General features: G+C 52.0%; 12 protein-coding genes. 4 read left to right on the plus strand and 8 right to left on the minus strand.

Annotation, left to right across the window (positions count from 1 at the left end; genetic code table 11):
- The first annotated feature begins 7 nt into the window (after positions 1-7).
- Together WKJ04_RS06150 and WKJ04_RS06155 are read left to right on the plus strand one after the other, a co-directional pair.
- Positions 8-193 (plus strand): hypothetical protein, encoded by a 186-nt coding sequence (locus WKJ04_RS06150; protein ID WP_337842634.1) that lies wholly within the window; start codon positions 8-10, stop codon positions 191-193.
- Between the two features lie 73 nt (positions 194-266).
- Positions 267-761, plus strand: a complete 495-nt coding sequence (locus WKJ04_RS06155) for an HPP family protein (protein WP_337879611.1) — start codon at positions 267-269, stop codon at positions 759-761.
- Here the strand turns inward: WKJ04_RS06155 and WKJ04_RS06160 are convergent.
- Positions 721-1623, minus strand: a complete 903-nt coding sequence (locus WKJ04_RS06160) for an AEC family transporter (protein ID WP_337879612.1) — start codon at positions 1621-1623, stop codon at positions 721-723. The genes WKJ04_RS06155 and WKJ04_RS06160 overlap by 41 nt on opposite strands.
- A 58-nt stretch (positions 1624-1681) precedes the next feature.
- Positions 1682-2026: a GIY-YIG nuclease family protein gene (locus WKJ04_RS06165; protein WP_337879613.1), complete on the minus strand. Its 345-nt coding sequence runs from the start codon at positions 2024-2026 to the stop codon at positions 1682-1684.
- Between the two features lie 53 nt (positions 2027-2079).
- On the opposite strand from WKJ04_RS06165, the gene WKJ04_RS06170 reads away from it, so the two are divergent.
- Positions 2080-3339 (plus strand): DEAD/DEAH box helicase, encoded by a 1260-nt coding sequence (locus WKJ04_RS06170; RefSeq protein WP_337879614.1) that lies wholly within the window; start codon positions 2080-2082, stop codon positions 3337-3339.
- A gap of 1 nt (position 3340) precedes the next feature.
- Here WKJ04_RS06170 and WKJ04_RS06175 read toward each other — a convergent pair whose 3' ends face one another.
- Together WKJ04_RS06175 and WKJ04_RS06180 are read right to left on the minus strand one after the other, a co-directional pair.
- Positions 3341-3862, minus strand: coding sequence for an N-acetyltransferase family protein (locus tag WKJ04_RS06175; RefSeq protein ID WP_337879615.1), 522 nt, complete (start codon positions 3860-3862; stop codon positions 3341-3343).
- A gap of 2 nt (positions 3863-3864) precedes the next feature.
- Positions 3865-4143, minus strand: a complete 279-nt coding sequence (locus WKJ04_RS06180; RefSeq protein ID WP_337879616.1) for a peptidylprolyl isomerase — start codon at positions 4141-4143, stop codon at positions 3865-3867.
- A gap of 330 nt (positions 4144-4473) precedes the next feature.
- On the opposite strand from WKJ04_RS06180, the gene WKJ04_RS06185 reads away from it, so the two are divergent.
- Positions 4474-8454, plus strand: coding sequence for a S8 family serine peptidase (locus WKJ04_RS06185; RefSeq protein ID WP_337879617.1), 3981 nt, complete (start codon positions 4474-4476; stop codon positions 8452-8454).
- 134 nt (positions 8455-8588) lie between these two features.
- Here the strand turns inward: WKJ04_RS06185 and WKJ04_RS06190 are convergent, their stop codons facing one another.
- The 4 genes from WKJ04_RS06190 to aguB all read right to left on the minus strand — a co-directional run bounded on the left by WKJ04_RS06190 (position 8589) and on the right by aguB (position 13621).
- Positions 8589-9119 carry a hypothetical protein gene (locus WKJ04_RS06190; RefSeq protein ID WP_337879618.1) on the minus strand — a complete coding sequence of 177 codons (531 nt, stop codon included), beginning with the start codon at positions 9117-9119 and terminating at the stop codon, positions 8589-8591.
- Positions 9120-9133: 14 nt separating this feature from the next.
- A complete protein-coding gene (locus WKJ04_RS06195) occupies positions 9134-11422 on the minus strand; it encodes a S8 family serine peptidase (protein WP_337879619.1) in 2289 nt (762 codons plus the stop codon).
- 201 nt (positions 11423-11623) lie between these two features.
- Entirely contained in the window at positions 11624-12730 is a 1107-nt protein-coding gene (aguA, locus tag WKJ04_RS06200) for an agmatine deiminase (protein ID WP_337879620.1), read from the minus strand.
- Positions 12731-13621: an N-carbamoylputrescine amidase gene (gene aguB / locus WKJ04_RS06205; protein ID WP_337879621.1), complete on the minus strand. Its 891-nt coding sequence runs from the start codon at positions 13619-13621 to the stop codon at positions 12731-12733. It lies immediately after the preceding gene.
- Between the last annotated feature and the right edge of the window lie 310 nt (positions 13622-13931).

Consider the following 13931-nt stretch of genomic DNA (forward strand, 5'->3'; position numbering starts at 1 on the left):
GGCGGCTGTGGCCAAAAAACCTTTTGCGCTGCGAATGGATGAACAGAGCCTGGCTGCATTGCAGCAGTGGGCGGATCAGGAGTTTCGCAGCCTGAATGGTCAGATTGAGTATTTGCTGCATGATGCGCTGCGCAAAGCCGGACGCCTGCCAAAATCGCAGGCGGGCACAGCGGAGCCGAAAGTGGATAAATAATGCGTGCTTTGTTCTTGCTCAGACTGGGTGCAACTTTTAAGATGTCGCACTTTGTTAAAGCGGGTTCTTATTGATGCAGCATTATCCGTTGTGGATAAAAGCGTTACTTTCAACTCTTGGTGCCACCGCAGCTATAGCGACCCTGGCAGCATTACAGCAGTGGCAGCATATTTTACTGATGGCGCCCTTTGGTGCGACGGCTGTGATTCTGTTTGCTTTGCCTGACAGCCCACTCGCCAGCGCTAAAAATGTGATAGGCGGGCATGGACTCAGTGCACTGGTTGCGTTGCTGTTGTTGCACCTGTTTGGGCAAAGCACTGCTGTCGTCGCTTTTGCTGTGGGATTGTCCATCGGCCTGATGGTGCTGCTGCATCTGACGCATCCTCCGGCAGGGGCAACGGCCTTGCTGGTGATGCTGACTGCACCGGACTGGTGGTTTTTGTTCAATCCGGTGCTTGCCGGTGCTTCAGTGATGACCCTGGTCGCCTGGGTTTATCATCATAGCCATCAGTTGAGTTTTAACTGGCTCAGACGCCGCCGAGCAACGCAGACCATAAAGGCAGAGTAAGAAAGCTCAATACCAAGCCCAAACCGACCAGCGCAGACACAAAACGTGGTGCCAGTCCTGCCGCTATAGCGATGGCGCCCGCAGACACCATAGGTGGCATTGCCGCTTCAAACACAGTCACCTGCAGGATTTGTGGTTGTGCATTCAAAGCTTGCAGCAGTAACCAGGCGGTGAATGGCATGGCCAACAATTTCACTGCCAGGGCAAAAGCCAAAGGGCCCTTTTCGCCGGGCTCCAGCTGCAATCTGAACTGAAAGCCTACGGCAATCATAATCACCGGCACTAAAGTGGCCGACAGGCTACCAAGCAGGGAATCGACCAAAGCTGGGTAAGGGTAAGCCCAGGGTTGTAACAGCAATGCCAGGGCCAGAGCGATAAAAGACGGAAAAAGCAAAATACGTTGGCTGATACTGGCGACTGTTGGCCGCTCAGCATTGGGGTTGTACAAGGCAGCCATAATAGTGGACCAGGTCGCCAATGCGACAAAAGAACCCGCCTGGTCATAAATCATCGCCACAGGCAGCGCTTGTGCTCCAAAAAAAGCTTCCACCATCGGAAAGCCTAAAAAAGACGTGTTGCCAAGAGGCAACACCACCAGTAAAGCCGCAGTGGTCTGGCGTTGCCAGCCCCAAACACGGCCTGCTGTGACCACAGCACCGGCGACCAATAACAACAACAGCCAGGGCACCAGTGCAGGCAACAACAGTTGACTGGAAAACTGCAGCAACGGAATTTTTTGCAACACCAAAGCTGGCAGCGCTATATAAAGCACAAACTGATTCAGCACCAGGCCCGTGTTAGCAGGAAACTGCGGCAGGCGACGCAGAACGTAGCCCAAGAGCAGGTAAACCAAAACTAACACAAAATTTTCCATACGGGCTCCCTGGCTGGCGGTGACGGCTGAATCAGCCTCGCCTAGTTTAACTGCCTGCCTGTTGAGGTTCGATACGACTTTCGCCGCACAGTTGATTTAACTGGTCGAGCAGCTGTGAACTGTGCTGGCACAGTTGCAGTTTACGTGTTTTGCTCCAGCTTTTAACCAAGACTTCTGCTTTGCTGGCTGTACTTTTATCGGCAAACGGCAGGCTGAATGCCAGTTCAAAAGGGCCTTTACCGCGCAGTGCTTTGGCACCACCGGCCAATTCACCGTTATGTTGTCTGAGCCTGCGCTGTGGTTCTGTGCTGATCCCGGTATACAGCAACCCTGCCGGGCTTTTCACCAGGTAGAGAAACCAGAGTTCTGACTTGTTTTTGCTAAGCTGCATGGAAGGAATTAGACTAGCGCCGTTTTTTTGCCGCCTACTGTAAAGGATCTGTGATGTCATTTGCCAGCTTTGCCCTGGATCAACGCCTGCAAGCCCGAGTACAGCAGCTGGGATATCAGCAACCCACAGCTGTGCAGCAACAGTGTATTCCGCTGGTGTTGCAGGGCCGGGATCTGTTAGCTGCGGCACAGACAGGCACTGGTAAAACTGCTGCTTTTGTATTGCCTTTGCTGCAACTGTTGCTCCATCAGGCCAAGGCGGTCAATTTTTTGCAGGCAAGGGCGCTTGTTCTGACACCGACCCGAGAGCTGGCGCAGCAAGTGTTTGATTCTTTGCAGAGTTATGGTGAAGGTCTGATGCTGAAATCAGCGGTGTTTTATGGCGGTGTGTCGATCCGGCCCCAGTATGATGCAGCGGCCCGTGGCCTGGATGTGCTGGTGGCGACCCCTGGCCGTCTGCTGGACCACTTGCATCAGGGCACAATCCGTCTGGATGAATTGCAGTACCTGGTGCTGGATGAGGCCGACCGTATGCTGGATATGGGGTTTTTGCCTGACATCCAGCGTATTCTGAAGCGTCTGCCCGCCAACCGGCAAACCTTGTTTTTTTCCGCCACTTTCTCCAAAGCTGTGAAGGCATTGGCGGCAACCTTGCTAAACAATCCAGAGCAAATTGAAGTGGCCCGCGCCAACAGCACCGCGGACAAAGTGGAACAGCTGGTGTATCAGGTGGACTCACAGCGTAAACGTGAGTTGTTGTCTTATCTGATCGGCTCGCGTCAATGGACTCAGGTGCTGGTGTTTTGCCGTACCCGTGACGGCGCAGAGCGGCTTTGTAAACAACTGCGACTGGACGGCCTGGAAGCCGGTGCTATTCATGGCGATAAAAGCCAGGGCGCGCGGCTGAAAGCCCTGGCCGATTTTAAAGAAAATAAACTCAATGTGCTGGTGGCAACTGATGTGGCGGCCCGGGGGCTGGATATTGAACAGCTGCCTGTGGTAGTCAATTACGATTTGCCGCAGGATGCCGAAGATTATGTACACCGTATTGGGCGCACCGGCCGGGCAGGTTTGTCTGGCCTGGCGTTAACACTGTTGACGCAGGACGATATGCCCATGCTGCGCAGTATCGAAAAGCTGACCCGGCAGGTGCTGCAGCCCCAAGTGTTGCCGGGTTACGAACATGATGCCAGCCTGAATCATCGCAGCACAAAGCCAGAACAAGCGCACAGCGGTAAAAAGCTGCCCAGCCGTAACCGGCAGCTGTCCAAAGAAAAAGCCAAATTGCGTGCGCAGGCACTTGGGAAAAAATAACTTACCCGTCGATGGGCTTGGCTGGGGTTGGCAGTGTCAGTTGGTAAAAGGCTAAATCCAGCCAACGGCCAAATTTAAAACCTGCTTCGGTGATAGTACCGCTGTGCACAAAACCGAGTTTTTTGTGCAGCGCAATGCTGCCTTCGTTAGCCGCATCAATGCCGCCAATCAGCAAATGGTAGTTGTCTGCTGCCGCCTGTTCAATCAGGCGCTGCAGCACCAGCTTGCCATAGCCTTTGCTTTGCTGGTCTGGCGCCACATAAACCGAATGCTCCACTGAATACTTAAAGGCAGGAAATGCTCTGAAGGTTCCATAACTGCCAAAAGCCACCAGACGGTTTTGTTCATCCATTAACCCCAGCACAGGGAAGTTGCCCGCTTCTTTGGTGGCAAACCAGCTGCGCATTGTCTCCATGGTCCTGGGTTTATATTCGTATAAAGCGGTGGTATGCAAAATGGCATGGTTAAAAATGGCCAGTATCGCTTCGGCATGCTGGTCAAAGGTGCAATGAACAAACTGCATGATCAGGACCTGTACAATGTTTTAATCAGATGGTAACCAAACTGGGTTTTCACCGGTCCATGCACTTCAAGGATGGCTTTTTTAAACACTACATCGTCAAAGGCCTTCACCATCTGACCAGGTCTGAACTCACCTAAATCCCCACCTTTTTTGCCCGAAGGACAAAGCGAATGTTTTTTAGCCAGTTCATGAAAACTGGCGCCTTTGGCCAGGAGTTGCTTTAATTTTTCTGCTTCTGCAGCAGTTTTCACCAGAATATGGCAGGCACAGGCTTTTGGCATCAGGAACACCTTAGTTGACGTTGTTCCGGCATTCTACCTCTTTATTACCAAAGGCGTGAAACAGACGTAAAACCCCGACGATTTGATGGCTTTAACTTTGTTTTCACAAAAGTTTAAGTCAAGTGTATTGCTTTAATAAGTGAATTAATTTTATCTGTATGATTTTATTGTTTATTTTTAATTGGTTGTCTAAATCTCTATACAATCTTGCGACGAGATGAGTTAACAACTACTTGTAATTTGTAATTCAAAAGTAATATAAGTTTAGAGCGCAACAGCATTGCTAACGGCAATGTAAATAATAAAAACTTGAAATCTAGGAAGGTTCATATGCAACATAAAGGGTATTCTTTGCTCGCAGTAGCGGTTTCTGCGGCATTGGCCGGTCAGGCGTTCGCGTCCACCCCACAAAAAACCATCTATTCACCTGAGTATGAAGGCATTGTCAGTTATGACACTGCAGTGAAAAACAAAATCAATTTAGAAGAACGTCCGCACTATTTTATTGTTCAGTTGGAAAATGCACCTTTGGCAGAAGCTGTCGTCTCTGCTGCGCCAGCGTCGGCGTCAGCCAAAGGTAACCGCCTGGACATGTCCTCAGCCGCTGCGACTAAGCATTCTGCTGTGCTGGCCGCTGAACGTAACAGCTTTACCCAAAACCTGAAAAAGGCGTTGCCGGATGCTCAGGTAGAGCGCCATTATGACACCGTATTTAACGGTGTGGTGGTGACCTCTCAGGATGATATTTTCGAAAAACTGTCTGCTTTACCTGGTGTCACTAAAGTGTTCCGCGAAGAAATGTACTACGAGCAGATGGACGCATCGCTGAGCCTGATCAACGCCAGGCAGGTGTGGGAACAGTTGGGTGGCAGTGCAGAAGCGGGTAAAGGCATTAAAGTTGCAGTGATTGACGGTGGTATCCGGCCAGAAAACCCGATGTTCCGTGACGATGGCATGGCTGCTCCGGCACACCGCCCGACTGACGACTACTGTGCCACTATTCAGCCTGATTTCTGTAACAACAAACTGATCGTGGCCCGTTACAGCGCACCAACCTTTGCCACTATTGAACAAGAATATATGAGCCCACTGGGCCAGGGCGGTCATGGTACCCACGTTGCAGGTACGGTGCTCGGGATGCCAACCACTATTTATTTTAATGGTTCAGGCAATACGGACGTAGATGGCGAAGTGGTCACTCAGCCAACTCCAGGTTACACCCAGGTGGAAGTGTCAGGTGTGGCCCCTGGGGCGTATCTGATGGCCTATAAGGCCTTATTCCAGGTCTACCGCACGACCAATGGTGTCACGACTGTGACAGGCAGTGGTTCTAATGTGATGTTACTGGAAGCGTTGGATTGGGCTGTTAAAGATGGCGCTGATGTGATTAATAATTCCTGGGGGGGCGGCGCTGGCGGCGATCCAGCTGCCAGCCCATACCTGTCGTCATTCCATGCGGCTGAAGCAGCAGGTGTGGTGGTGGTGACAGCCGCAGGTAACGATGGTCCTGCTGCCAAAACCATTGGCTGCCCTTCTTGTATTGAAAGTGGCATTTCGGTGGCCAGTACCACTCATGGCCGTTATTTTGCCAACAAAGTCAGCGTTGGTGGTTCCGATTATTTGGCCATTGCTGGTTCAACCTTTGCAGAAAATGTACAAGACCTGACAGCTGACGTGGTCGCTCCTGTGGTGTTTGCCACTGACGTTGCTCCAGACAACGCTTTAGGTTGTACTGCATTCCCGGCCGATGCGTTTAAAGACAAAATTGCAGTGATTTCCCGCGGGACCTGTGCTTTTAGTGATAAGGCCAATAATGCCGCTGCCGCTGGTGCTATCGGTTTAATTGTGATTCAGAACTCGGATGGCGCACCGTCCATTATGTCGACGCCAGGGATCACTATCCCCGCAGTGATGATCAGTAAAGCCGATGGTGCCAAGCTGGCTGAAGCTGGTGATGCGGCTGTGACTATCAGTATCACTGCTGATCGGGTTGTTTCCGCTCAGTTTGCTGACATTATGAGTGATTTCTCGTCACGAGGACCCAATGGTAATAGCAGCTTCCTGAAGCCGGATATCGGTGCTCCAGGTAGCAGCATTCTGTCGGCGACCTCACCTGATGCCTTTGCTGACTCACGGACCTTCCAGCTGAACAGCGGTACTTCTATGGCGTCCCCACATGTGGCCGGTGCCGCTGCCATCATGAAGCAGTTGTACCCGGAGTGGACTCCGGTGGAAATTAAAACAGCCCTGACGTCAACAGCAGTGAATGGCCTGAAAAAAGAAGATGCAGTAACGCCGACCACGCCATTTGATATTGGTGCCGGTCGTCTGGATTTACAACGCGCCAGTAAAGCCGGTGTGACGTTTGACAAGCCATCTTTTGCGCAGGACCCTTGTGTCGGCGAATGTACCTTCACCCGCACTATCCGCAATATGACGGATAAAGAAGTCACCTGGACACCGTCTTTGGATCTGACCGATCCGGCCATGACTGGCGAGTTCAGTGTCACTTCGGTCACTCTGAAACCCTATGGTACAGAAGGCGATTCTGCAGAATTCAGCCTGAAACTGAATGGCAATTTTGCGGCTCTGGATAGCTGGAGTTTTGGTAATGTGCTGTGGACAGCCAGTGATTCGGCTATTCCTTCGGCTACTATGCCAATTGCCGTGCGGGTGGCGATGTCATCAGACAGTTCAGCTGTGTCTACAGTGGCGTCAGGAGAATTGACTCCGTCAACCCCGGCCGCTGTGGTGTCGACCTTTAATAACAAAACCTTTACGGGTCAAATCTCGGTGGTCTCTAAGCTGCCAGCCGGTACCAAACTGGTTGAAGGCAGTGGCGCTGTGGCCGTGAATAACGGCACTCAATATCTGTTTGATGCGAATGAAGCTGCAGGCACCGTCGCCTGGTCTGGTGCGTTAAGCACACCATCGATGCAATTAAGTGCCAGCTCATTCCTGAGTGGCTTTACAGTTGCAGCGACTGGTGGGAGCCGCGTCGCCTGTACGGGGGAATGTGACGAGTTCTATACCAGTCTGAACTTAGGTGGTGCTGGTTTACCTGTGACCTTTAACGGTCAGACCTACAACCGCGTGTATCTGTCAGACAACGGTATCATTAACTTTACCAATGGCACGACAGCCCCATCACCTTCATACGCTAACCAGCAATTGCCAAGTGGCACTGCGCCAAATAACCTGATTGCGCCATTCTGGACTGACCTGGATCTGACCGGTGGCAGCACCGGTGGTGGTGACCTGTACTACGGCGTCTACACTGTTGGCACTGTTCGTTACCTGGTGGTTGAGTGGAACAAGGTGCAGGTGTATGCGGATACAACGGGCAAAGAGTACACCTTCCAGGCCTGGATGGCATTAAATGCACCACAAGACATCTTCTTTAACTACGTGGATATGGCCGCAATGCCAGCTGATGTCACTGTTGGTGCTGAAGACTTAGCTGGTACTCTGGGTGTAACCCGTTACTACAACGGTACTGGTACAGCGCCGGCCTCATCGAGTGCACTGGACTTAGTCAGCGTTGGCGGTGGCAAGCTGACCATGAACTATCAACTGGAAAACACTGGCGAACTGGCGTTAGGCAAAGCCGACACTATTGCTGTGGATGAAGACAGCGTCAGCGAAGCCATCGATGTGATGGCCAACGACGCCAGTTCATTCCAGAAAGTGGTTCAGGTCAAAGTGACCAACAATGGCCAGACACAGAGTGCCTTTAACAAACTGACGGTTAAACCTGAAGGTGCGTTAAGTGCGCCTGTGGTGGTGAGTGCGCCAGCACAGGGGACAGTGACTGTCACTGAAGGCAAGTTCGTTTATACCCCTGCTGCAAACTTCAATGGGACTGACAGTTTCACTTATCAGTCTGAAGATGAAGCTGGTGTGAAAACAGTGCCTACAACAGTGACAGTCAACGTGGCTGCTGTGAATGATGCTCCAACCTTGACAGCTGGTGCTGCAGTCACGGCCAACGAAGGAGCTTCCGCGACCTTGTCTGTGACAGGTGCGGATGTGGATGGCGATCCACTGACGTACACCTGGACTCAGGTTTCAGGCCCGACCATTGCGATCAATGCAACTACAGCTTCAGTGACTGTGACGGCGCCAGCTGTAACAGCCAGTTCGTCCGCTGTTTTCAGTGTTGTCGCTTCTGATGGCACCCTGAGCTCAGCTCCGGTTCAGGTCACTCTAAATGTTACCGATGTACCAGAGCCGAAGAAGAGCTCAGGTGGTAGTTCAGGTTGGTTAACACTGCTGTTATTACCTCTGGCACTGTTACGTCGTCGTAAATAATGAAGTAATGCTCTGATAAAAACCGTCGGCTGGTCCGGCGGTTTTTTTATGCCAACACGCAGTGATGGCCATTTTGCCTTGACCCAATAAAAAGCCGGTCAATTGACCGGCTTTGTTTTTGCTTTCAGCTCTGCTTATTGCGGCTTATTGCGTTTTTCCAGTACATCCAGCCGGGCTTCTGTCACCAGACCTGACTGGCGGACTGACTGCAATAAGGCGGTCAAATCAGCACCAACTGGTGCCTGCAACAGGGCAATGCGCTGCCCAGCCGTTTTGACTTGCTTTAAGCCGAATTGCTGTTCAAGAGCCGTCAGTGCGCTTTTGTCTTTCACCAGTACAGACAACCTGCCAGTGACCACACCATAATCGCCAGTCAACAAATTGCGAACCACAGTATTGGCTTTTAAGGTTTTGTCTGCGCTTGCCTGAGGGGCCTGCACTATCGCCTGACCGGAGACTTCCGCCACTTTGCCTGTCGCCAGGTTGGCTGGTGCCACAGTTAAGCTGCTTTGTATTTGATAGACACCAAAGTCAGCCTTTTCTGTTTTGAGTGATTCTGTGTGCGCTGCAGGTTTCTGTTGCAATACCGGGTTGGTTGGCAGTGCCTGGGTGGTCGCAGCCATGCCTGCACAGGTCAGCGCCACTAAAGTTAATTTTAAACGCATACTAAATTCCTTAATTAATGGCCCATGACCCGTAATGCAACACCACGAACTTCTGAAAGTGTGCTGTTGTTCACATAACTTTCAACGTCGAGGAACCCACCCGTTGCTGCATAATCGCTGCCGTTGGCATCCAGAACTTTAATGGTCCAGGTCCCTTTTGCGTTTTCACCGTAAAATGCATTGGATAAAAACACTGTGTCATTCAGGATATAGCTTGGCTGGAAGTAGTAATCGTCCGTCAGCGCTGGCAGGATCAATGCCTGTTTTGACGACAGCAATACACTTTTGGTTCCAGCTGGAGAGGTCACTTCAATGGCCAGGTCAATACCTGCGGTGCTTTGAACTGTTTCAGTGAAGCCTCTGGCCATTTCCGGGTTAGAAACAGAAAATTTGAACTGCACAGCTTCCAGCACAACATTTTCAGTGACTTCAATGGTCTGGCTTACACCGGTTGCACTGTTATCCGGGACGGCCAGGCCTAAAGAGGTTGGTGCTGTAGCGGCATAAACCCCAACACCTTTCCAGTCGGAAACCACTTCTTCACCCAGGTTGACGTTATAACTCTTCGCCATCGCCACCGCGGCGCCTGCGTTGACACGACCATAACCGTACAGGTTATTAAAAGAGTAACCTGCCGCGTTTTTCACCCAGCCCTGATGGGCAGTGAAATTGCCGTCGGCGGTTTCCAGCACCACAGGGGCGTTGTCCGGGTCGACTTTGCTGCTGGTGCTCACCAGGATATGGCGGATATCACGGTAACTTAACGTCGGGTTGGCTGAGGCAATCAGCGCGACTACACCGGCTGCATTTGGTGCAGCAGATGAGGTACCGTTAAAGGTAGAAGTGTAGTTACAGCTGGCATTCTCGGGGTGACCAGGGTTGTTAAAGGGGTAAAAACCCGCAAAGAAACCTGGGAAATAGGCATTGTCATAGATGTCGGCGTAATCAAAACTGCTGTAACCACGCAGGCAGGACATCTGATCCGTGGTCACCATGGCAGGCGCAAAATCACCGTATTCGCCTGACGGTGCAGACACCAGCAGGTTAGCTCCGGCTGTGGAGTAGCTGGTATGGCGGCCGTCACTGTTCACTGCGGCTACGCTGAAGTAATAGGAGGTAGCCTGAGCAGGTTCCATGTTGGCGTTGTAACAGGTTAAGCCTAAATCGTTGGCACCGTTGGCATCGCAGAGATCATTGTCATATTCGGTGCTGCCATCCTGAAAACTGTTGCCACTGGATTTGGTATTGACCGCACCTAAGCCAGAGCGCAGCTCAGTGACACTGAACTGTTGTACCGCTTCATCAAATTCTGAAAAAGCGATAGCAGCAGGGATAGTGGCGCCGTAACTGCGGTTAAACACTGCAACCTGTTCATCGGCGGCAATACCGCTGCCCGGAATGCCATGGCTTAACAAATAGGCCAGCGTGCTTTGCTCTTCGAGGTAGTTCATACCAATCAGTTTGGCATCTGGTGCTACACCACGGCCACCCAGACCATTCCAGCCTTCTGCGGCAATCAGGCCTGCCACACTGGTGCCATGATCGCCAGTCGTGGTCAGGTTGGTTGGGTCCATCGGGTTCAGCACGCCAGGCACAAAGTTCAGTGAACGGTTGGGCAGTACATTGTTCACCAGATCTTCGTGGGCAATTTCCAGGCCTGAATCGACCACCACAGCCACTACACCCTGGCCTGTGGTACCGGCCTCGTATGCTTTGCGAACGTTCATATCTTCACCCGCCACCCGGATTTCCGGGTCTTTACGGGATTCCACAATAGCACTGGCCTGCTCTGTGCTCAGACCAAATAAGTCGGTCAGCAAGGTGAAATAAGTTTCATACAATGAATCGCTTTGTGAATAGGCGGCCTGGCCTGTGTTATGCAAATGCCATTGTTGGGCCGCCAATGGGTCTGTGCCTGCGGAAGCGATGGTCACTGTGGCTGAGGCGGTTTTGTCACCGTCAGTGACGGTATAACCAAACACCTGCTGGCCAGCAGCGGTAGGGGTAAAAGTAAAATTCAGACCGCTGACAGTTAACTTGCCTTTGCTCAGGGTATAGACACCTGACGAGGCGCTGACGGCGGCGCCATTTTCGGTGATCGCACTGATGGAAAGTGTGTCACCTTTATTGGAATCTGCTGCAGAAAAGCTGCCTGTTACCGGGACCCAGTCACGGGCCTGAATACCAGACAAATCCACGTTCAGGGCTTGAGGGGCGATATTATTATCGCCATCACTACCGCCACAGGCGGTTAATGCGACCAGCACAGCGGCGGCCAGTGCAGAGTGTTTTAACTTAAACATTCGTATTGCTCTCTGTGTTCCTAAGATGAAATCCATTTGTTCCGTATTCCCAATGCGCTTTGGGTGTACAGAACCGTAAAATCCTACCACGAGCACAGAGTGGTTGAAATTTATTTGTTAATTTTGTTTATCAATTGTGTTTGTCTGTTGAAATAAAAAAGCCAGCATAAGCAGCTGGCTTTTGCAGGGGCAAGCAGGCCTTTAACGCGGCTGCTGCTGGGTAATGCAATGCACGTTGCCACCACCGAGCAGAATTTCCCGGCCTGGTACAGTGACCACCTGGTGTTTGGGGAACACCTTCGACAGAATTTCAACTGCAACCTGGTCATTCGGGTCGTCAAACACCGGCAACACCAGACCGCCGTTGCATAAGTAGAAATTGATGTAGGAACCGGCTAAGCGAGCCTGCGCTTCACGGGCCGTCGCCACCCCTGTTAAATCCACAGAGGCGTATTCTTCGGCTTTGGCCACTAAGGGGCCCGGTACCGGCAGTTTATGCACGGTGAATTTACGGCCTTTGGCGTCCGTGCTGTTTTCCAGCACCTCCAACGCAGCGTGGGAACGTTCATACTGCGGGTCGTTTTGATCGTCCGTCCAGGCCAGCAACACTTCCGCCGGGCCGACAAAACAGCACATATTGTCAACGTGGCCATCGGTCTCGTCATTGAAAATACCGTCTTTCAGCCAAATCACTTTGTCGATGCCTAAATAATCCGATAGCATCTGTTCAATTTGCTCACGGCTTAAATCCGGATTGCGGTTCGGGTTCAGCAAACATTCTTCAGTGGTCAGCAGGGTGCCTTCACCATCGGTGTGAATAGCGCCGCCTTCCAGCACAAAACCTTCAGTGCGGTAGCGCTTTAAACCTTCCACATTGAGGATTTTATGCGCCACCTGGTCGTCACGTTGCCAGGGGAAATACAAACCACCCTTCAGGCCACCCCAGGCGTTAAAGGTCCAGTCGACCCCACGCACTTCAGTGCCGTTGGTGACAAAAGTCGGGCCTGTGTCGCGGCACCAGGCGTCATCCGTACTGACTTCCAGCACCCGGATAGGGTGCACAGAAGGCGTCGACAACAACTGAGCTTCGGCATTGGCAAACTGGGCGGCCGACGCCAGCACGGTCACAGGCTCGAAGCGGGCAATGGCATGAATCACGGCGCAAAACGCCTGCTGTGCCGGTTTGGCGCCTAAACGCCAGTTGTCAGTGCGCTCAGGCCAGACCATCCAGGTTTGTTTGTGTGGTGCCCACTCGGCCGGCATAAAAAAGCCATCGGCACGAGGGGTGGAGGAAAGAGGAAGCGCCACTTAGTTGTTTCCTTCTGTTGGCACTGTACGGCCGTCTTTGGTTTGCAAAGCGCCATAGATATCAATGCGGCGGTCACGGTACACACCCCAGTTACGGCGGTGCGCTGCCACCTGGTCCAGATCAAAGCTATGCACCAGTACGGCTTCGCTGACTTCGTCCGCTTCCTGCACTTTGGCGCCAAATTCGTCGGCAATAAAGGAGCTGCCGTAGAAAGTAATGCTGTAATCTTCTTCGCTTTCCACGCCAATACGGTTGGATGCGATCAGCGGGATCAGGTTGGCGGCGGCATGACCTTGTTGGGTGCGCTGCCAATGGTCGCGTGAATTTACATTGCCATCATGTGGCTCTGAGCCAATGGCGGTTGGGTAGAACAGCAGTTCTGCACCCATCAGGGCCATGCAACGGGCGGTTTCCGGGAACCATTGGTCCCAGCAAATGCCAATGCCGATTTTGGCATAAGCGGTGTCCCAGACTTTAAAACCAGTGTCGCCTGGCGTGAAGTAGAATTTTTCTGAGTAACCCGGGCCATCCGGAATATGGCTTTTGCGGTAAATGCCTAAATGACTGCCGTCGGCGTCAATCACCAGCACGCTGTTGTACAGGCAGTTGCCGGCTTTTTCATAAAAACTGATCGGCAGCACCACCTTCAGCTCTTTGGCAATTTTTGTGAAATGCGCAATGGCTGGGTTTTGTTCCACTGTGGTGGCAAAGGCCAGGTAATCGTACTTCTGCTTCTGGCAGAAATAATTGCGTTCAAACAACTCCTGCAACAGGATGATCTGTGCACCCTGGGCGGCCGCGTCACGCACCAGACGCTCACCACGGGCGATATTTTCTTCCACATTCCAGCCACCGATCATTTGGGTGGCGGCCACAGTTACCTTACGCATGCAAAGTCTCCTTAAGCCAGAGTTGTTTACCCGTCACACTTGAAGCTGCAGCATTGTGAACGGCGCCATCTCGCCTCAGACACATAGGTTCACTATGCTTCGGGGGCCTTTCAGGCGTGTCGTCTCCCTGCAACTCCAGGTCACTTGGGTATAAACACTGAAGTTGTAATGAAAAACCCTGCCTACTCTAGTCAGTTTTGCCGTGAAGGGCAAAACCAAAAGCCGCAATTCAGGGGGAAATGGCCGCGCAAAATGCCGTATTTTTCAGCGTGCGTCAACGACTTTCAGGGGCAGGAAAAATGCTGCATAA

This window comes from Rheinheimera sp., from assembly GCF_037442345.1.
Lineage (GTDB): Bacteria > Pseudomonadota > Gammaproteobacteria > Enterobacterales > Alteromonadaceae > Pararheinheimera.

What these genes read in the sequence shown, in the direction of transcription:
- WKJ04_RS06170 (WP_337879614.1), top strand. Translation starts at nt 2,080, where the DNA reads ATGTCATTTGCCAGCTTTGCCCTGGATCAACGCCTGCAAGCCCGAGTA.
- aguB (WP_337879621.1), bottom strand. Translation starts at nt 13,621, where the DNA reads ATGCGTAAGGTAACTGTGGCCGCCACCCAAATGATCGGTGGCTGGAAT.
- WKJ04_RS06195 (WP_337879619.1), bottom strand. Translation starts at nt 11,422, where the DNA reads ATGTTTAAGTTAAAACACTCTGCACTGGCCGCCGCTGTGCTGGTCGCA.
- WKJ04_RS06190 (WP_337879618.1), bottom strand. Translation starts at nt 9,119, where the DNA reads ATGCGTTTAAAATTAACTTTAGTGGCGCTGACCTGTGCAGGCATGGCT.
- WKJ04_RS06180 (WP_337879616.1), bottom strand. Translation starts at nt 4,143, where the DNA reads ATGCCAAAAGCCTGTGCCTGCCATATTCTGGTGAAAACTGCTGCAGAA.
- WKJ04_RS06165 (WP_337879613.1), bottom strand. Translation starts at nt 2,026, where the DNA reads ATGCAGCTTAGCAAAAACAAGTCAGAACTCTGGTTTCTCTACCTGGTG.
- WKJ04_RS06175 (WP_337879615.1), bottom strand. Translation starts at nt 3,862, where the DNA reads ATGCAGTTTGTTCATTGCACCTTTGACCAGCATGCCGAAGCGATACTG.
- WKJ04_RS06155 (WP_337879611.1), top strand. Translation starts at nt 267, where the DNA reads ATGCAGCATTATCCGTTGTGGATAAAAGCGTTACTTTCAACTCTTGGT.
- WKJ04_RS06185 (WP_337879617.1), top strand. Translation starts at nt 4,474, where the DNA reads ATGCAACATAAAGGGTATTCTTTGCTCGCAGTAGCGGTTTCTGCGGCA.